This window comes from Streptomyces chisholmiae, from assembly GCF_031845445.1.
Taxonomy (GTDB): Bacteria; Actinomycetota; Actinomycetes; order Streptomycetales; family Streptomycetaceae; genus Streptomyces; species Streptomyces chisholmiae.
Window position 1 is genome coordinate 379,176 of the sequence record NZ_JAVREO010000001.1, and the last position, 18,297, is coordinate 397,472.

Sequence of the window (18,297 nt, forward strand, 5' to 3'; positions counted from 1 at the left end):
TGTGAAGGGAACGCGTCAGGCGACGCGGGGGCCCGGCAGACAGGAGCCAAGCAGGTGGCAACGAAGAAGACCATCACCGAGCAGCCGGAGCCGGCGGCCGAGACCACCGGCACCATGGCCCCGGCGCCCCCCGGCGACTTCGCCGTCCGGGCCGGGGAGGAGCCGTGGACCCCGGAGGAGGTGGCCGAGGCCAGGGCCGAGCTGGTCGCCGAGGCCGAGCGGCTGCGCACCGAGATCAGCGCGGCCGAGGAGGCGCTCACCGGCCTGATGCGGGACTCCGGCGACGGCGCCGGCGACGACCAGGTGGACACCGGCTCCAAGAACGTCACCCGCGAGCACGAGATGGCGCTGGCCACCAACAACCGCGAGATGCTCTACCAGACCGAGCGGGCGCTGCGCCGGATCGAGGCCGGCACCTACGGTCTCTGCGAGAACTGCGGCAACCCCATCGGCAAGGCCCGGATGCAGGTCTTCCCGCGCGCCACGCTCTGCGTGGACTGCAAGCAGAAGCAGGAGCGTCGGCTCTGACGGACGTCCGCCCCTCGTACTACCGTGTCGTACCCTCGTTCCGTGAGCGAGGCGGAGCGAACCATCGATACCCCAGAAGAGTCACCCAAGGACGTTCCGGAGCCCTCGGCGGACGCCGCCGAGGAGGCGACCGGGGCAGCCGTGCCGGACGGTGACGAGAGCGCCCCGTCGCGCGGCCGGCGGCGGATCGGGGTGCTCGTCGGGATCGCGGGCTTCGCCTACCTGCTGGACCTGGTCACCAAGCTCTGGGTGGTCGACTACCTGGAGAACCCGGACCCCAACCGCGAGATCGAGGTGATCGGCGAGTGGCTGCGGTTCGTGGCGGTCCGCAACCCGGGCGCCGCCTTCGGCTTCGGCGAGACCCTGACCGTCGTCCTCACCTTCATCGCCGCCGCGGTGATCGTGGTGATCATCCGGCTGGCCAGGAAGCTCTACAGCGCGCCCTGGGCGGTGGCGCTCGGCCTGCTGCTGGGCGGCGCGCTGGGCAACCTCACCGACCGGCTGTTCCGCTACCCGGGGGTCTTCGAGGGCCACGTGGTGGACTTCATCGCCCCCAAGCACTTCGCCGTCTTCAACCTCGCGGACTCGGCGATCGTCTGCGGCGGCATCCTGATCGTGCTGCTCTCCTTCCGCGGCCTCGATCCGGACGGCACCGTGCACCGGGACTGACCCCGGTTCCGGCATACTCGATCGGGTGAGCACGCTTCCCGAAACCCGCGCACTGCCCGTACCTGAGGGACTTGAGGGGGAGCGGGTCGACGCCGCCCTCGCCCGGATGCTGGGGTTCTCCCGGACCAAGGCGGCCGAGCTGGCCGCCGCCGGCAAGGTGCGCCTGGACGGCGCCGAGGTCGGCAAGTCCGAACGGGTGACCGGGGGTTCCTGGCTGGAGGTGGAGATGCCCGCCCCGCCGGCCCCGGTGCGGGTGGTGGCCGAGCCGGTGCCGGGGATGGCCATCGTGCACGACGACGACGACCTGGTGGTGGTCAACAAGCCGGTCGGGGTCGCCGCGCACCCGAGCCCAGGCTGGCGGGGCCCCACGGTGATCGGCGGGCTGGCCGCGGCCGGCTACCGGATCGCCACCTCGGGGGCCGCCGAGCGGCAGGGCGTGGTGCACCGGCTGGACGTGGGCACCTCGGGGCTGATGGCGGTGGCCAAGTCCGAGCTGGCGTACCGGGAGCTGAAGCGGCAGTTCCGCGAGCGCACCGTGGACAAGCGCTACCACGCGGTGGCGCAGGGGCATCCCGACCCGCTCTCCGGCACCATCGACGCGCCCATCGGGCGGCACCCGAACGCCGACTACAAGTGGGCGGTGGTCGCCGAGGGCAAGCACGCGGTGACCCACTACGACCTGGTCGAGGCGTTCCGCTCGGCCAGCCTGCTGGACATCAAGCTGGAGACCGGCCGGACCCACCAGATCCGGGTGCACCTGGCCGCGCACCGGCACCCCTGCGTCGGCGACCTGACCTACGGCGCCGACCCGACGCTGGCCCAGCGGCTGGGCCTGACCCGGCAGTGGCTGCACGCCGTGCGGCTGGGTTTCGCGCACCCGTCGGACGGCCGCTGGGTGGAGTTCGTGAGCGACTATCCGGACGACCTCGGCCACGCCTTGACCGTTCTGCGGGCGGACAGCGCGTAGGAACGTTCCGTGGACCAACTCACGCTGCTCTTCGCCCTGTTGCTCGGCTCCGTCGTGATGGTGCCGGTGGCGGAGCGGCTACGGCTGCCGCCGCCGGTGCTGATGACCGTCCTCGGCGGGCTGCTGGCGCTGCTGCCGTTGGTCCCCGAGGTGCGGCTGCCGCCCGAGTTCATCCTGCCGCTGATCCTGCCGCCGGTGCTCTACACCGCGGTGCAGCGCACCTCCTGGCGGCAGTTCGCGGCCAACGTCCGGCCGATCCTGCTGCTCGCGGTGGCGCTGGTCTTCGTCACCACGGCCGCGGTCGCGGTGGTCGCCCAGGCAGTGGTGCCCGGCATGCCGCTGGCGCCGGCCATCGCGCTGGGCGCGCTGGTCGCGCCGCCGGACCCGGTGGCGGCCACGGCGGTGGCCGGACGGCTGGGGCTGCCCCGCCGGATGGTGTCGATCCTGGAGGGCGAGGGGCTCTTCAACGACGTCACCGCCATCACCCTCTACCACGTGGCCATCGCGGCGGCCGTCACCGGCTCGTTCTCCGCCTGGCACGCGGGCGGCGAGCTGGTGCTGTCGGCGGTGGTCGCGGTGCTGGTCGGGCTGGTGCTCGGCTGGCTCACCGCCCGGCTGCTGGCGCTGCTCGGCGACGCCACGCTGCGCACCGGGCTGACGCTGCTGGCGCCGTTCGCCGCCTACGCGCTGGCCGAGGAGCTGCGCGGCTCCGGGGTGCTGGCGGTGCTGGTCGCCGCGCTGTTCCTGGCGGAGCGGGCCAGCGACCCGGACGACGTCGCCGGGCGGCTGACCGGGCAGAGCTTCTGGGGCGTGCTCGACCTGCTGGTCACCGGGGTCGCGTTCGGGCTGATCGGGCTGGAGTTGAACGTGGTGTTCAGCGCCGCCGCCGGCCGCTGGGGCGAGCTGCTGCCGGCCGCCGGCCTGGTGCTGGTCGCGGTGGTGCTGGTGCGGCTGCTCTGGCTGCTACCGGCGGCCTGGCTGGCGCAGCGCCTGCACCGGGGCGGCGACCTGGACGAGGACATCCCGCACAGCTGGCGGGAGACCGTGATCATGTGGTGGTCGGGGATGCGCGGCGTCGCCTCGATCGCGCTGGCCCTGGCGGTGCCGCTGACGGTGGACGGCGGCGGCGCCTTCCCGGAGCGAGACGCGTTGGTCTTCATCGCCTTCGTGGTGGTGCTCGGCACCCTGCTGATCCAGGGGCTGACGCTGCCCTGGCTGGCCGGCCGGCTCGGGGTGCGCGGGGACAGCCGGGCGGAGGAGGCGCTGGAGCACGAGCTGGCGGTGCGCGCCGCCCGGGCGGCGAAGGCGCGGCTGCGGGAGATCACCGCGGAGCGGGAGCTGCCCGAGGAGGTCAGCGAGGCGCTGCTGCGGCGCGCCTACGACATCGGGCTGCGGATCTCGCCGCGGCTGGCCGAGGAGGACCGCAGGGAGCAGGCCACCCAGCGCGCCGAGCGGGCCCGTGACCTGCTCCTGCTGCACGCCGAGCTGCTCTCGGCGGCGCGGCACGCGGTGCTCGCCGCGCGGGCCGAGCCGGGCGTCGACCCGGAGGTGGTGGACCGGGTGCTGCACGAGCTGGACCGGCGCAGCCTGCCGCACGGCTGACGGCTGACGGCTTTGGGGCTCCGTGGCGTGGGTGCCGCGGCGCGGGCCCGTTGGCTCAGAGCTCCGGCGCGGGGGGCGGGGCGGCGGGTCCGGTGGCCACCCGGGGCAGCGCGTACGGGTGGTGGTCCCGCAGCCAGCCGATCAGCTCCTCGCGGACGGCGCAGCGCAGCGTCCACACGTCGTCCGCGTTCCGTGCCGACATCGCGGCCCGCACCTGGATGGTGGTCGGCGTGGTGTCGGTGATCACCAGGCTCCAGCTGCGGCCGTCCCAGTCCTTCCGGCCGAGCAGGTACTCCTGCAGGTGCTTGCGCAGCGCCGGTACGGGGGTGCTGTGGTCCAGGTACAGGAAGACGGTGCCGGTGATCTCGTGGCCGCCGCGCGACCAGTTCTCGTAGGGCTTGCTGTTGAAGTAGGAGACCGGCATGGTCAGCCGGCGGTCGTCCCAGATGCGGACGGTGAGGAAGGCCAGCGAGATCTCCTCGACGGTGCCCCACTCGCCCTCGACCACCACGGTGTCGCCGATCTTCACCGAGTCACCGAAGGCGACCTGGAGGCCGGCGAACAGGTTGCCCAGCATGGACTGGGCGGCCACGCCGGCGATGATGCCGATCACGCCGGCCGAGGCCAGCATCGAGGTGCCCAGGGCCCGCAGGTCGGGGAAGACCAGCAGGATCGCCACCGCCGCCGCCACCACCGCGAGCACGGTGGTGACCACCCGGCGCAGCATCACCAGCTGGGTGTGGAACTGCCGCACCCGCGACTGGTCGTCGGTGCGCGCCGCGTACCGGGTCAGCACGTTCTCCGCGACCGCGTCGGCCACCCGGATCGCCAGCCAGCCGGCGGCGGCGATGGTGACCGTGGCCAGCACGTTGTGCACCACGTCGTTGCGGCGCAGCTCCAGGTCGAACAGGTCGTAGGTGATCTGCACGGCCGCCGAGGCCAGCAGCACCTGGAGCGGCAGCTGGCAGCGGCGCAGCAGCCCCCAGATCCGGGTCTCGCTGTGCCGGGCGTCCGCGATCCGCAGCGTCCGGTCGATCAGCCAGCCTATGACCAGGGTGAGCGTGACGGTGCCGCCGATCACCAGCAGCGGGCGCAGCACGTCGTCCATCGTCTCTCCGTCTTCTCCGTTCGGGTTCGGCCCGGGCTCCGGCCGGGGCCGGCCTCGCGTCGTTCCCGGCAAATCTAACTGGCAGGATGGGCATCCCCGAGTGACGGGGGCCGCGACCAAGGGAAGGTGCCCGCCGACCGTGACCGACGTCATGCTCTTCCACTCCGCCTACGGCCTCCGCCCCGCCGTCCTGGCCGCCGCCGAGCGGCTGCGGTCGGCCGGCCACCGGGTGTGGACCCCCGACCTGTTCGAGGGCCGCACGGCCGACACCGTGCCGGACGGGATGGCGATCAAGGACGAGATCGGGCGGGACGAGCTGCTGCGACGGGCGATCGCGGCCACCGCGCCGCACTCCGACGCCGGCCTGGTCTACGCCGGACTCTCGCTGGGCGGCTCGCTGGCGCAGACCGTCGCGCTCAACGACAGCAGGGCCCGCGGCCTGTTGCTGCTGCACGGGACCGCCGACATCGCGGAGGACGCGGCGGTGGACGAACTGCCCACCCAGCTGCACGTCGCCGACCCCGACCCGTTCGAGCCGCACGACTGGCTCACCGCCTGGTACCTGCGGATGGGGCGGGCCGGCGCGGACGTCGAGATCTTCCGCTACCCGGGCGCCGGCCACCTCTACACCGACCCGGAGCTGCCGGACCACGACGCGGAGGCGGCCGAGGCGACCTGGCGCACCGCGCTGGCGTTCCTCGACGAGCTGGGCTGACCGCCCGGCGGCCCTCCGGTCAGTCCTCGCGGACGCAGCCCCCGCTGCCGCCGCCCGCCGGGTCGCAGACCAGCGCCTTGTCGTCGGGGTCCTGGCTGAGGTAGCGGCCCACGCACGCGTTGCTGGTGGTCAGGCCGGCCTCGGCGCACCGGGCCACGGCGGCGCGGCCGTCGGTGAACGGGCCGGGGGCGTAGATCACCCAGTAGCCGGGGTTGAGCGAGGCGTAGTCGTCGCTGCGCAGCACCTGGGCCTCGGGCACGTCGGCGCGGACCGCGGCCAGCCGGTGGTCCCTGGTCGCCTCCCCGGTGGAGACCGGCTCGGAGAAGAGCTGCGCCACCCAGAAGCCCTCCGGCCCGGGGTCCGGCTCCGGGTCGGGCTCGGGGTCCGGGTCGGGCTCGGGTTCCTCTTCCTCCGGGTCCGGCTCCGGGGCCTGGGTCTCCTCCTGCTCCGGCTCGGTCTCCTCCGGCTCGGTCTCGGTGTCGGACTCGACGGGGGAGGGCGGCGGCTCCGGCTTCTCCTCCTTGACCTCGTCGGGGGCGTCGTCGGTCGGCGGGTCGGCCGGGCCGGCGCTCTCCCGCTCCGGCTCGTCGCCGCCGTCCCGCAGCAGCACCCAGGAGGTGGGGACGCCGATCAGCAGCAGCGCGCCGAGCAGCGCGGCCAGTACCACCGGGCCACGGGCCCGCCGGCCGCCGGCCGCCCCCGCCGGCCGCGCGGGGCGGGTCGGCGCGGTGGCGGTCGGGGTCGGCGTGGGCAGCGGGGTCGGGGTCGGCGGGGGTGGTGGGGCCCAGGGCAGGTCGGCCTCCGTCGGCGTCGGCTCGACCGGTACCGGGGGCGGGGCCGCCGGGCCGCCGGCGGCCAGCCGCTGCGCCTCGGCCAGCAGCGCGTCCAGGGCGGCGGCGTCCGGCCGGGCCGCCGGGTCCCGCTGGAGCAGCGCGGTCAGCGCGCCGGTCAGCGGCCCCGAGCGGACCGGCGGGGGGATCGGGTCCTCCAGCACGGCGGTCAGCGTGGCCAGGGTGCTCTCCCGGCGCAGCGGGCTGTGGCCCTCGGTGAGGATGTAGAGGGTGATGCCCAGCGACCACAGGTCGGCCGCCGGGTGGTCCGGCGCGCCGCTGATCCGCTCCGGGGCCAGGTACTCGGGGGAGCCGACGATGCCCCCGCCGCCGCTGGGCGCGTTGGCCGCGCCGGGGAGCGCGGCGATCCCGAAGTCGGTGAGCACGGCGGAGCCGTCCTCGCGCAGCAGGATGTTGGCCGGTTTGATGTCCCGGTGGTGGATGCCGGCGGCGTGCGCCGCCCGGAGCGCGGAGAGCACGTCGCGCCCCCAGCGGATGGCGTCCGCCGGCGGCACCGGGCCGCCGCGCGCCCGGGTGTGCAGGGTCTTGCCGGGCAGCAGCTCCATCACCAGCCAGGGATGCGGCGCCACGTCCACGATGTGGTAGATCCGCACCACGTTCGGGTGGTTCAGCCGGGCCAGGGCGCGGGCCTCCCGGAGCACCCGCTCGCGCAGCACCTCGGGCGGCGGGACGTGCTCCGCGCCGTCCGGCGGGCGCACCTCCTTGAGCGCGACCTCGCGCTCCAGCGCCACGTCCCTGGCGCGCCAGACCGTTCCCATGCCGCCCCGGCCGAGCCGGCGCAGCAGTTCGAACCTGCCGTCGACGACCTGCCCGCGTTCCGCCCCTGCCATGGGGCCAGCGTATGGCACCCGAACGGGCGGGCGAGCCACGGAGGTTCGCCCGCCCGTCGGGGGAACGGCCGGCGGCGGCCGGGGTGCGCTCAGCCGGTCACGGCAGGTGGCTCAGCGCCTCACTCGGTGCCGGCCTCCTCCTCGGTGCCCTCCTCGGTGCCCTCGGCGGCGTCGTCCGCCGGCTGGTCGTCGACCAGCACGGTGGAGAGCATCGCCGCCCAGCTCTGGGCGTCCCGCGGCACCTCCACGACCGTGCCGTTGACCTTCGCGGACGGGGTGCCGGTGACCTCCTCGTCGGCGTTGAACTTGTCCGACATCTGGAGCGCCCAGGCGGCGAACGTGCTGTCGAGGACCGCCGCCTCGAACTCGGCGTTGCCCTCCAGCTCGGGCACGTTCTGCGCCAGCTCGATCAGCAGGTCGTCGTTGGCGAAGTCGTCCACCTGCTCCGACGGGTGGTTCTCGGCCAGGTAGAGCTGCTCGTGCAGGCCCTGGAAGGCCTCCGGGCTCACGTCCAGCGCGGCGCCCAGCGCGGAGACCGCGTTGCGGGAGCCGGAGCCGCCGAGCCGGTCGTCCAGGAAGGTGCCGAAGACGTACTCGACGTTGTACGCGCCGTCCGCGATGTCCTGGTGGATGGTCTCGCCGACACCCTGCTCGAACGCGGCGCAGGACGGGCAGCGCGGGTCCTCGAAGAGGGTGACGGTGTTGGCCGCCTCCGGGTCGCCGACCAGCACGGTCAGCCCGTCGTCGCCGCTGGCGTGCGCCGGGGCGTCGGCGGGGTAGACCGTCTCGTCCTCGGCCGGCTCCTCGCCCTCCAGCTGGGCGCGGACCGCGCTCCAGTCGGTGGCGTCACCCTCGCCGCCGCCGCTGTCCATGTTGGCGACGGCCACGCCTATGCCGCCGGCGACGGCCAGCACACCGACCACGGAGCCGGCGACCACCAGCTGCCGGCGGACCTTCTCCTTCTTCTTCTGCTTCTCCCGCTCGGCGAGGAGCCGCTCGCGGGCGGCGCGCTTGGCCTCTTGGGTGTTGCGCTTGCTCATGGGGAATCCGTGTCCTTCGTCTCATGGGTGGGGAAGGCCCGCGGTCGGCCGGGTCGCCGGGCCTGACCGCGCCGGCCGGGACGGTGGTTCGGTGCGTGCGGGGGCGGACGCCGGGGCGTCACGGGGGGACGCCCGGGGGGCGGCCTCGGGTCAGCAGGCTCCGAACGCCGGGCGCGGCGGGCCCCTGCGCCGTACGGAGTGGGCCAGCGGCGGCGTCGTCGGCCGCTCCGGGCGGGCGTGCGCCGGCGCCGGCCGGGCCGGCTCCCGGACCCAGGCGCCGGCGACGGCCCAGGCGATCAGCAGCGGCCGGAAGGTCGCCGCGCCGGCCGCGCGCAGCAGCCGGGCGACGGCCCGCTCGCCGCCGCGCAGCCAGCCGGCGGCCACCAGGCCGACCCCGACGTGGGCGGCCAGCAGCAGCCAGGGGCCGGCGCCGTGCCCCGGTGCCTGGGCCAGCGGCGACGGCTCGCCGGCGAGCAGCCGGGCCAGCGGGGTGCCGACCTCGCCGCCGGCGCAGACCAGGTCGAAGCCGAAGAGCCGGGTGGGGCCCGGGACGGGCTGGCCGCCCGGGCCGTAGCAGGCGCTCTGGCCGGCGGTGAAGACCGCGTCGGCGGCCAGCTGGAGCGGGATCAGCAGGGCGGCGATGGCGCCGAAGCCGCGCTCCCGGTTGCCGGCCAGGGTGAGCGCCACCACGAAGACCCCGAGCGTGACCAGCGCCACGGCGGGGGTGGGCAGCGGCCGACCGGAGATCAGGACGTGGGCACCGGCCGAGAGCGTGACACAGAGCGCGGCGAACACCGCCGCGCGGAACACGCGTATCCCGGAAGTCGAACTGCCCATCGATGCCGAGTGTGCCACGCCCGGCCGCGGGTGCCTACGGGCGGGCGCCGATCCGGACCGTGGGAGGGTGGTGGCGGACCGTGGCGAGGGCCCGTTTTCGGTCGCCTCCCGGCCGTTCTCCCGCGACCGCCTTGACCTTGGGCGTTGCCCAATGCGCCTAGTGTGACCTGCGAAAACACTCGGACGCCTGAGGTGGGGGAGGGCACTGGCCACGGGTGGGAGCAGAGGTAGGGTCGGTGTCCTGGCGCGCGCCCCTGGCGGCCTTGGCAGGCCGTGGGCGCCGGCGCCCGACCCGTCCCTGCCCCTGCTGCGGAAGGCCCGTGGAGTGACCAAGCCCTTCACCCACCTGCATGTGCACACCCAGTACTCGCTGCTGGACGGTGCGGCGCGGCTCAAGGACATGTTCCGCGCCTGCCAGGAGATGGGCATGTCGCACATCGCGGTCACCGACCACGGGAACCTGCACGGCGCGTACGACTTCTTCCAGCAGGCGCGGGCGGCCGACGTCACCCCGATCATCGGGATCGAGGCGTACGTCGCCCCCGAGTCCCGGCGGCACAAGCGCCGGGTGCAGTGGGGCCAGCCGCACCAGAAGCGGGACGACGTCTCCGGCTCCGGTGGCTACACCCACAAGACGATCTGGGCGAGCAACAAGACCGGGCTGCACAACCTGTTCCGGCTCACCTCGGACGCCTACACCGAGGGCTTCTTCGTGAAGTGGCCGCGGATGGACAAGGAGACCATCGCCCAGTACTCCGAGGGCCTGATCGCCTCCACCGGCTGCCCGTCCGGCGAGGTGCAGACCAGGCTCCGGCTGGGGCAGCCGGACGAGGCGCTCAAGGCCGCCGCCGACTACCAGGACATCTTCGGCAAGGAACGCTACTTCCTCGAACTGATGGACCACGGCCTCGACCTGGAGACCCGGGTCCGCGACGGCCTGCTGGAGATCGGCCGGAAGCTGGGCATCCCGCCGCTGGTCACCAACGACTCGCACTACACCCACGCGCACGAGGCCGAGGCCCACGACGCGCTGCTCTGCGTGCAGACCGGCAAGAACCTCTCGGACCCGGACCGGTTCCGCTTCAACGGCTCCGGCTACTACCTGAAGTCGCCCGCCGAGATGTACGCGATCGACTCCTCGGACGCCTGGCAGCAGGGCTGCGCCAACACCCGGCTGGTGGCCGAGCAGGTCGACATCACCGGCTGGTTCGAGCCGCGCGACCTGATGCCCAGGTTCGACGTGCCGGACGGCTACACCGAGGTGACCTGGTTCCAGGAGGAGGTCAGGCGCGGGATGGCCCGGCGCTACCCGGGCGGGGTGCCGGAGGACCGGCAGCGGCAGGCCGAGTACGAGATGGGCGTCATCATCCAGATGGGGTTCCCCGGCTACTTCCTGGTGGTCGCCGACTTCATCATGTGGGCCAAGGAGCAGGGCATCGCGGTGGGCCCCGGCCGGGGCTCGGCGGCCGGTTCGCTGGTCTCCTACGCGATGGGCATCACCGACCTCGACCCGCTGGAACACGGCCTGATCTTCGAGCGGTTCCTCAACCCCGAGCGCGTCTCCATGCCCGACGTCGACATCGACTTCGACGAGCGTCGGCGCGGTGAGGTCATCCGGTACGTCACCGAGAAGTACGGCGCCGACAAGGTGTCCATGATCGGCACCTACGGCACCATCAAGGCCAAGGCGGCCATCAAGGACGCCAACCGGGTGCTCGGCTACCCCTACGCCATGGGCGACCGGATCACCAAGGCCATGCCGGCCGACGTGCTCGGCAAGGGCATCCCGCTCTCCGGCATCACCGACAAGGACCACCCGCGCTACAGCGAGGCGGGCGAGGTCAGGGCGATGTACGAGAACGAGCCCGACGTCAAGAAGGTGATCGACACCGCGCGCGGCCTGGAGGGCCTGGTCCGCCAGATGGGCATGCACGCCGCCGGCGTGATCATGTCCAGCGAGCGGCTGGTGGACCACGTGCCGCTCTTCGCCCCGAAGAACGACGGCGTCGTCGTCACCCAGTGGGACTACCCCACCTGCGAGGCCCTCGGCCTGCTGAAGATGGACTTCCTGGGCCTGCGGAACCTGACGATCATGGACGACGCGGTCAAGCTCATCAAGCGGAACAAGGGCGTCGACATCAAGCTGCTCGACCTGACGCTGGACGACCCCAAGACCTTCGAACTGCTCGGCCGCGGCGACACGCTGGGCGTCTTCCAGTTCGACGGTGGGCCGATGCGCTCCCTGCTGCGGATGATGAAGCCGACCGACTTCGAGGACATCTCCGCGGTCGGCGCCCTCTACCGGCCCGGCCCGATGGGCATGAACTCGCACATCAACTACGCGCTGCGGAAGAACCGCCAGCAGGAGATCACCCCGATCCACAAGGAGCTGGAGGAGCCGCTCCGCGAGGTGCTGGACGTCACCTACGGCCTGATCGTCTACCAGGAGCAGGTGCAGAAGGCCGCCCAGGTGCTCGCCGGGTACTCGCTCGGTCAAGCGGACCTGCTCCGCCGGGCCATGGGCAAGAAGAAGAAGGAGATCCTCGACAAGGAGTTCGTCCCCTTCCAGCAGGGCATGCGGGACAACGGCTACTCGGACGAGGCGATCCAGGCCGTCTGGGACGTGCTGGTGCCGTTCTCCGGCTACGCCTTCAACAAGGCGCACTCCTCCGCCTACGGCCTGGTCACCTACTGGACGGCGTACCTCAAGGCCAACTATCCGGCCGAGTACATGGCCGCGGTGCTCACCTCGGTCCGGGACGACAAGGACAAGTCGGCGGTCTACCTCAACGAGTGCCGCCGGATGGGCATCAAGGTGCTGCCGCCGGACGTCAACGAGTCCGAGGCGCACTTCACCCCGCGCGGCGACGACGTGATCGTCTTCGGCCTGACCGCCGTCCGCAACGTCGGGCAGAACGTCGTCGACTCGGTGGTGGCCACCCGCAAGGCCAAGGGCAAGTACAGCTCCTTCCCCGACTTCCTGGACAAGGTCGAGGCGGTGGTCTGCAACAAGCGCACCATCGAGTCGCTGATCAAGGCCGGCGGCTTCGACACCCTCAACCACACCCGCAAGGGCCTCACCCAGCACTTCGAGTCGATGATCGACAACGTGGTGCAGGTGAAGCGGAAGGAGGCCGAGGGCCAGTTCGACCTCTTCGGCGGGATGGGCGACGCCGACGACGGCCGGGACGGGCCCGGCTTCGGGATGGACGTGGTCTTCTCCGACGAGGAGTGGGAGAAGAGCTACCTGCTCGCCCAGGAGCGCGAGATGCTCGGGCTCTACGTCTCCGACCACCCGCTCTTCGGCATCGAGCACGTGCTGGACGACAAGGCCGACGCGGCGATCTCGGCGCTCAACGGCGGTGACCACGCGGACGGCGCGATCGTCACCATCGGCGGCATCATCTCCGGCCTCCAGCGGAAGATGACCAAGCAGGGCAACGCCTGGGCCATCGCCACCGTGGAGGACCTGGCCGGCTCCATCGACTGCATGTTCTTCCCCGCCTCCTACCAGCTGGTCTCCACCCAACTCGTCGAGGACACCGTGGTGTTCGTCAAGGGCCGGCTGGACAAGCGGGAGGACGTGCCGCGCCTGGTGGCGATGGAGCTGATGGTGCCCGACCTGAGCGAGGCCGCGGCCGACGCGCCGGTGACCATCACCATCCCCACGGTCCGGGTCACTCCGCCGCTGGTGGAGCGGCTCGGCGAGGTCCTCGGCCAGCACCGGGGGCCGACCGAGGTGCGGGTCCGGCTCCAGGGCGCGCGCACCACCACCGTGCTCCGGCTCGACCGGCACCGCGTCCAGGCCGACCCGGCGCTCTTCGGTGACCTCAAGGCGCTCCTGGGACCCTCCTGCTTGGCGGGATGATGGCGGCCGCTTTACCGATCCGATAGGTGTTCGGAGCTACCGTCGGAAGCGGGGACACACCCCACGGGTGGCGTGGGAGATCCCCGGAAGAAGGTGGGGCAGATGGACGCCCGGATGATCGAGAAAGCGGTGTTCCTGCTGCGCGAGGCGCACACCTCCCAGGAGGAGACGGTGCACGCCCTGGCGCGGTACTTCCCGGGATCGGCCTACGAGGACCGGGTCCGGTGCACGGCCGAGGCCGGCGATCTGGTGCACGTCGGGCGGCCGCCGGTGACCCTGGTAGCCTCCCAGGTCGCCGACGCCCGGTACTTCGCCGCCGCGCACGAACGACACGCGTTCGGCGACTGAGCGGGGTCGATGCGCGAAACCCCACCGGGGGCGCCGGACGGCGCCCCCGGTGGGGTGTGTCCGAAGCCCCCACCCGCCCGACGTAACGCTTCGCCGCCCGCCGTCCAAGCAGGGGTGTAAGGCAGGACGAGGACGGGAGAGCACGACGTGCGCAGCGTCACCAGAAGCCGCGGCGGCCCCGCCGCCGCGGCGCGTGATCCGGAACTCTTCGAGGAGTTCTACCGGCGCCATGTGGACGCCGTCACCCGGTTCGTGGCCCGGCGCTGCGCTGACCCGCACACGGTCGCCGACCTGACGGCCGAGGTCTTCCTCGCGGTGATCGACTCGGGCCACACCTACCGGCCCGGACTCGGCGACGAGCGCGCCTGGCTGTTCGGCGTGGCACGGAACGTCGTCTCCTCGGAGCGCCGCCGGGTGGCCCGGCAGCGGGCGCTGGACAGCCGGATCGCCGGCCGCCGGCTGCTGGCTCCCGACGACATCGCGCGGCTGGAGGAGAAGCTCTCCGCCGAACGCGAGGGCCGCCGGCTGCTGGCCGCGCTGGCCGAACTCCCCGAGGGGGAGCGCACGGTGCTCGAACTGGTCGCCGTGGACCAGCTGTCGGCGGCCGAGGCCGCCCGGGCGCTCGGCATCAGCCAGGTGGCCGCCCGGGTCCGGCTGCACCGGGCCCGCGGCCGGCTGCGGAAGCTTGCCGCTCCTGCGGACACCCCCGTTCCCACCCCGCCCGTCACCTACGCGAGGAGCCAGGCATGAGCAGCGACTTCGAGGACCGGCTGTTGACCGAGCTGAAGCGGGAGGTGGTGCGGGCGGCGGCCGACGAGCCGCGCCGGGCTCCTGGTCGGGGCCGGTTCGTGACCCCGGGCCGGGCGGTGGCCGGGCTGGCCACCGCGACGGCGGCGGCCGCCGCCGTCCTGGTGCTGCCCGGCGGCGGCGCCGGCCCGGCGTACGCGGTGGAGCCCGACGGGGCCGGCGGCGTGGAGGTGCGGTTGACCGACTGGCCGCGCGGCGAGGCGGAGATCGACGCGTTCCTCGCCGAGTTGGCCGACGCGGGCGTGGCCTCCGTGTACAACCCGCCGGCCGGCTACCACTGCCAGCCGTTCCCCGACGGCCTCTTCGTAGGCGTCAGCCGGATGGAGGTGGGGGAATATCTGCCGGAGTTGGAGGAGCACGCCCGCGACAACCCGCTGGGCGGCGCCCGCCTGCTGCACCCGGTCGCCCAGGACCCGCCCGCCCCGACCGTGGTCACCGGCGACGAGAACGGGATCTCCTACGTCCGGGCCGGGGACAACGAGTTCCCCGAGGACGTCACCTACCGGCTTGAGGAGGGGGACACCGTGCTGCTGGTCGACCAACCGACCTTCGGCAGCATCGCCTTCGTGGACGGCGCCTGCGCCGACGTGCCCACGGAGTGAGGCCGCCGCCCCGGCCCGTCACGGGCCGGGGCGGTCCCCACGCCGGTCAGTTGTGACCGAACTTCCGCTCCCGCTTCTTGCCCCTGGACTGCTCGGCGGCCTCCGGGTTGGGCGACTCGGACCGCTCGCGCTGCTCGTTCCTGCGGTCCTGCGGGGCCTCACGATCGCGGTTCCTGTCCTTGGCCATGATCGCCTCCTGGCTGGGTCGTTCCCCCGGCTGACGTGGCGCCCTCACCAGATTCACATGTGGCCGGATAGTTCGCATTCCGGAGGACGGGTGACCGGTTTGCCACGCCGAAGATCGAGTAGCACAGATAACAGCGGTCCCGTCGGGCAGACTCAAGGAAACGTCCGGCGAAGGGAAGGTGCCACGTGGACCGCTGCGTCGTGTTGGTCGATGCCGGCTACCTGTTGGGTGCCGCCGCCAGCCTGCTCGCCGGAGAGCCAGCGCGCCCCCGTATCGCCGTGGACCACGCCAGACTCATCCAGGGCCTGCGCGAGCGCGCCGAGGCCGACACCGGCCGCGAACTCCTGCGGATCTACTGGTTCGACGGCGCCCCCGACCGCGTCCCGCAGCCCGAGCACCGTCGGCTGCGGGTGATGCCGCGGGTCACCGTCCGCCTCGGCGCGCTGACCCGCAGCGACGGCCGGTGGGCGCAGAAGGGCGTGGACGCCGCGATGCACGCCGAACTGACCGAGCTGGCCAGGAACCGCGCCTGCGCCGACATCGTGCTGGTCACCGGCGACGGGGACCTGCTGCCCGGGCTGATGTCCGCGAAGGAGCACGGGGTGGCCGTGCACCTGTGGGCGGTGCAGGCCGCAGACGGCGACTACAACCAGTCCGAGGACCTGGTCGCCGAGGCCGACGAGCGGCGGGTGCTGGACCGGGCCTGGATCACCCAGGCGGTGCGGGTCAGCGAGCCGCAGGCCAACGGCGGGCTGCCGCGCACCGACATCGCCGCCATCCTCTCCGCGCCGCTGCCGGAGAAGGGCTCGGGCGAGTCCGGCACGCCCGCCGAGCCGGCCACCAACGGCACCGCCCCGGCCCCCGCCGCCTGCCCGGCGCAGGGCGGCGAGGCGCCCAGCCCGCCCACCCCGAAGGGCGTGCCAACCCCCAAGGACCTGGCCTCCCTTGGCCGCCCCGTGCCGCCGCCGGCCACCGCCACGCTGCGCTGGTCGTCCGACCGCGGCTGGATCGAGCGGGGCCCGGGGGACGAGCCGGGTGAGACGGCGGCCTTGCCGACGCTGGCCCAGCTCACCTCGGCCGAGCAGCGCTGGGCCGACCGCGAGGAGGACATCACCACGGTCGGCGGGGACCCGTTCGAGGTCGGCCAGGTCTTCGCCCGCCGCTGGACGGAGCGGCTGGCCAACGAGACGCCGCTGCGTCAGCTGTCCACCGAGTACCCGCGCATCCCGCACCGGATCGACGGCGAACTGCTGCGCTACGCCGCCAGGTTCGGGCTGCTGGCGCACAAGGACGACCAGATCGACGAGCAGGACAGGTACGCGATCAGGGCCGGCTTCTGGCGCGAGGTGGACGGCCGCACCGGCGCCGAGCGCGCCCCCTCCTGACCGCGCCGCCCGATGACCGAAGCGCGCCCCGCCGGCCGGCCGGCCCCGGCCGCAACGTAGGCTCTGGCCGTGGCCTCCTCCATCGGCCGGGCCGGGCCCAAGACCACGATGGCACCGCGCACTCCGGACTCCTCAGCGACCCCGCCCGCCGTGGTGACCGTGCGTGGTCTGACCAAGACCTACCGGGGTCGGGGGCGCGGCCGCCGGGGTGCCGCCGCCGAGCCGCACCCGGCCAACGACGCCATCTCGCTGCGGGTCGCCCGTGGCGAGATCTTCGGGCTGCTCGGCCCCAACGGCGCCGGCAAGACCACCCTCGTCAAGCAGCTCACCGGGCTGCTGCGGCCGGACGCCGGCAGCATCTCGCTGCTCGGCCACGACGTGGTCCGCCACCCGGACCGGGCCGCCCGGCTGCTGGCCTACCTCGGCCAGGAGTCGCGCGCCCTCGACGAGTTGACGGTGGCGTTGGCCGTCGAGACCACCGGCCGGCTGCGCGGCCTCGAACTGGCCGCGGCGCGCGCCGCGCGGGAGGCGGTGCTGGCCGAGCTGGGCCTGGAGCCGCTCGCCGACCGCCCGCTGAAGCGGCTCTCCGGCGGGCAGCGCCGGCTGGCCTGCGTGGCCACCGTGCTGGTCGGCGACCGGCCGCTGCTGGTGCTGGACGAGCCGACGACGGGGATGGACCCGGTGGCCCGCCGCGCGGTGTGGACCGCCGTCGACCGCCGCCGCGCCGAGCACGGCACGACGGTGCTGCTGGTCACCCACAACGTGCTGGAGGCGGAGAGCGTGCTGGACCGGGTCGCGGTGCTGGACGCCGGCCGGATGATCGCCTGCGACACCCCGGCCGGGCTGAAGGCCCTGGTGGACACCCGGGTCCGGCTGGACCTGGTGTGGCGCGCCGAGCCGCCGCTCGGCGTGCCGGAGATCGAGCGGCTGCGCGGTGAGGCCGACGTGACCGGCCGCCGCTGGACGCTGCGGCTGCCGCAGGACCGGGCGCGGGCGGTGGTCGGCACGGTCACCCAGGGCGAGGCGTTCGCCGCGCTGGACGACTTCACCCTGGCGACGCCCAGCCTGGAGGACGTGTACCTGGCCCTCGGCGGTCGGGGCGAGGGGCTGGTGCGGCAGTGACGCTGATCGACAAGGCACCCGGCCGGCCGGCCGCCGACGCCGGGGAGCCGGCCGAGCCGGCCCCGTTGGCGCCGGCCGCCCGGCTGCTGCCGGCGCTGGGCGCCGTCTACCGGGCGCAGCTCTCCCGGGCCAGGGTGGCCCGGATGCCGCTGCTGTTCGTCGCCACCTTCCAGTCCATCGGGATCATGATCCTGATGCGCGGGGTGGTGGACGGCGGGTCGGGGCCCGAGGCCAGGGCCGTGGTCGCCGGCTCGGCGGTGCTGGTGGTGGCCTTCGTCGCGCTCAACCTGCTGGCCCAGTACTTCGGTCAGCTCAGGGCCGGCGGGCTCGACCACTACGCCACCCTGCCGGTGCCGGCCCCCGCCGTGGTGCTGGGCACCGCCGCCGCCTACGCCTCGTTCACCGTGCCAGGGGTGCTGGTCACCGCGGTCACCGGCGCGCTGCTCTACCAGCTGCCGCTCGGCGGCCTCTGGCTGCTGCTGGCGGTGGTGCCGCTGACCGGCGCGGCGCTGGCCGGGCTCGGCGCCGCCCTGGGGCTGCTGGCCCCGCGGCCGGAGCTGGCCACCCTCTGCGGCCAGCTGGGCATGTCGGCGGCGCTGCTGCTGGGCGTGCTGCCGGCCGGTCGGCTGCCGGAGCCGCTGCGCTGGACCCGGGAGTTGCTGCCCTCCAGCTACGGCGTGGACGCGCTGGCCGAGATGTTCGGCCCGGACCCGGACGCCGGGCTGGTCGTCGCCCAGCTGGCCGTCTGCGCGGCGGTCGGGGTGGCCGCGCTGGCCCTGGCGACCTGGGCCTACCGCCGGGCCGCCAGGGGCTGACCCGGGCCGCCGGTCG

At 73.7% G+C, this 18,297-nt stretch carries 17 protein-coding genes; 12 read left to right on the forward strand and 5 right to left on the reverse strand.

The genetic code is table 11. The features are described from left to right. The first annotated feature begins 54 nt into the window (after positions 1-54). The 4 genes from RM844_RS01660 to RM844_RS01675 are packed head-to-tail and all read left to right on the forward strand — an operon-like array spanning position 55 to position 3,766. Positions 55-528: a TraR/DksA family transcriptional regulator gene (locus RM844_RS01660; RefSeq protein WP_311663798.1), complete on the forward strand. Its 474-nt coding sequence runs from the start codon at positions 55-57 to the stop codon at positions 526-528. A gap of 42 nt (positions 529-570) precedes the next feature. Further along, positions 571-1,197, forward strand: a complete 627-nt coding sequence (lspA, locus tag RM844_RS01665; RefSeq protein WP_311663800.1) for a signal peptidase II — start codon at positions 571-573, stop codon at positions 1,195-1,197. A gap of 25 nt (positions 1,198-1,222) precedes the next feature. Further along, on the forward strand, positions 1,223-2,164 hold the full coding sequence (locus RM844_RS01670; RefSeq protein ID WP_311663802.1) for an RluA family pseudouridine synthase: 942 nt from the start codon (positions 1,223-1,225) through the stop codon (positions 2,162-2,164). 9 nt (positions 2,165-2,173) lie between these two features. After that, on the forward strand, positions 2,174-3,766 hold the full coding sequence (locus RM844_RS01675; protein ID WP_311663806.1) for a Na+/H+ antiporter: 1,593 nt from the start codon (positions 2,174-2,176) through the stop codon (positions 3,764-3,766). Between the two features lie 55 nt (positions 3,767-3,821). On the opposite strand, the gene RM844_RS01680 is transcribed toward RM844_RS01675, so the two are convergent. Continuing rightward, complete coding sequence (locus RM844_RS01680; protein WP_311663808.1) at positions 3,822-4,874, reverse strand: mechanosensitive ion channel family protein; 1,053 nt, start codon at positions 4,872-4,874, stop codon at positions 3,822-3,824. 151 nt (positions 4,875-5,025) lie between these two features. On the opposite strand from RM844_RS01680, the gene RM844_RS01685 reads away from it, so the two are divergent. Continuing rightward, positions 5,026-5,589 carry a dienelactone hydrolase family protein gene (locus RM844_RS01685; RefSeq protein ID WP_311664320.1) on the forward strand — a complete coding sequence of 188 codons (564 nt, stop codon included), beginning with the start codon at positions 5,026-5,028 and terminating at the stop codon, positions 5,587-5,589. A 19-nt stretch (positions 5,590-5,608) separates the two neighbouring features. On the opposite strand, the gene RM844_RS01690 is transcribed toward RM844_RS01685, so the two are convergent. The 3 genes from RM844_RS01690 to RM844_RS01700 form a co-directional block, all read right to left on the reverse strand. Further along, positions 5,609-7,270 (reverse strand): serine/threonine-protein kinase, encoded by a 1,662-nt coding sequence (locus RM844_RS01690; RefSeq protein WP_311663810.1) that lies wholly within the window; start codon positions 7,268-7,270, stop codon positions 5,609-5,611. A 119-nt stretch (positions 7,271-7,389) separates the two neighbouring features. Next, the gene (locus tag RM844_RS01695) at positions 7,390-8,310 is read right to left on the reverse strand and encodes a thioredoxin domain-containing protein (protein WP_311663812.1); all 921 of its coding nucleotides are present in this window, start codon (positions 8,308-8,310) and stop codon (positions 7,390-7,392) included. A 150-nt stretch (positions 8,311-8,460) separates the two neighbouring features. Continuing rightward, a complete protein-coding gene (locus tag RM844_RS01700; protein WP_311663814.1) occupies positions 8,461-9,147 on the reverse strand; it encodes a hypothetical protein in 687 nt (228 codons plus the stop codon). Positions 9,148-9,472: 325 nt separating this feature from the next. Between RM844_RS01700 and dnaE the strand changes: the two genes are divergently transcribed. The 4 genes from dnaE to RM844_RS01720 all read left to right on the forward strand — a co-directional run bounded on the left by dnaE (position 9,473) and on the right by RM844_RS01720 (position 14,772). Next, positions 9,473-13,015 (forward strand): DNA polymerase III subunit alpha, encoded by a 3,543-nt coding sequence (gene dnaE, locus RM844_RS01705; protein ID WP_311663816.1) that lies wholly within the window; start codon positions 9,473-9,475, stop codon positions 13,013-13,015. A gap of 102 nt (positions 13,016-13,117) precedes the next feature. Further along, positions 13,118-13,363, forward strand: coding sequence for a hypothetical protein (locus RM844_RS01710; RefSeq protein WP_311663818.1), 246 nt, complete (start codon positions 13,118-13,120; stop codon positions 13,361-13,363). A gap of 147 nt (positions 13,364-13,510) precedes the next feature. Next, positions 13,511-14,113: an RNA polymerase sigma factor gene (locus tag RM844_RS01715; protein ID WP_311663820.1), complete on the forward strand. Its 603-nt coding sequence runs from the start codon at positions 13,511-13,513 to the stop codon at positions 14,111-14,113. Continuing rightward, positions 14,110-14,772, forward strand: coding sequence for a hypothetical protein (locus RM844_RS01720; RefSeq protein ID WP_311663822.1), 663 nt, complete (start codon positions 14,110-14,112; stop codon positions 14,770-14,772). Before RM844_RS01715 ends, RM844_RS01720 begins: the two co-directional genes overlap by 4 nt. A gap of 46 nt (positions 14,773-14,818) precedes the next feature. Here RM844_RS01720 and RM844_RS01725 read toward each other — a convergent pair whose 3' ends face one another. Further along, positions 14,819-14,959, reverse strand: coding sequence for a hypothetical protein (locus RM844_RS01725; protein WP_311663824.1), 141 nt, complete (start codon positions 14,957-14,959; stop codon positions 14,819-14,821). Positions 14,960-15,144: 185 nt separating this feature from the next. Here RM844_RS01725 and RM844_RS01730 point away from each other — a divergent pair, with 185 nt between their 5' ends. The 3 genes from RM844_RS01730 (at position 15,145) to RM844_RS01740 (ending at position 18,281) form a co-directional block, all read left to right on the forward strand. Then, on the forward strand, positions 15,145-16,344 hold the full coding sequence (locus RM844_RS01730) for an NYN domain-containing protein (RefSeq protein ID WP_311663826.1): 1,200 nt from the start codon (positions 15,145-15,147) through the stop codon (positions 16,342-16,344). Positions 16,345-16,452: 108 nt separating this feature from the next. After that, positions 16,453-17,466, forward strand: coding sequence for an ABC transporter ATP-binding protein (locus RM844_RS01735; protein WP_311664322.1), 1,014 nt, complete (start codon positions 16,453-16,455; stop codon positions 17,464-17,466). After that, positions 17,463-18,281 (forward strand): ABC transporter permease, encoded by an 819-nt coding sequence (locus RM844_RS01740; protein WP_394814390.1) that lies wholly within the window; start codon positions 17,463-17,465, stop codon positions 18,279-18,281. Before RM844_RS01735 ends, RM844_RS01740 begins: the two co-directional genes overlap by 4 nt. Positions 18,282-18,297 lie beyond the last annotated feature (16 nt).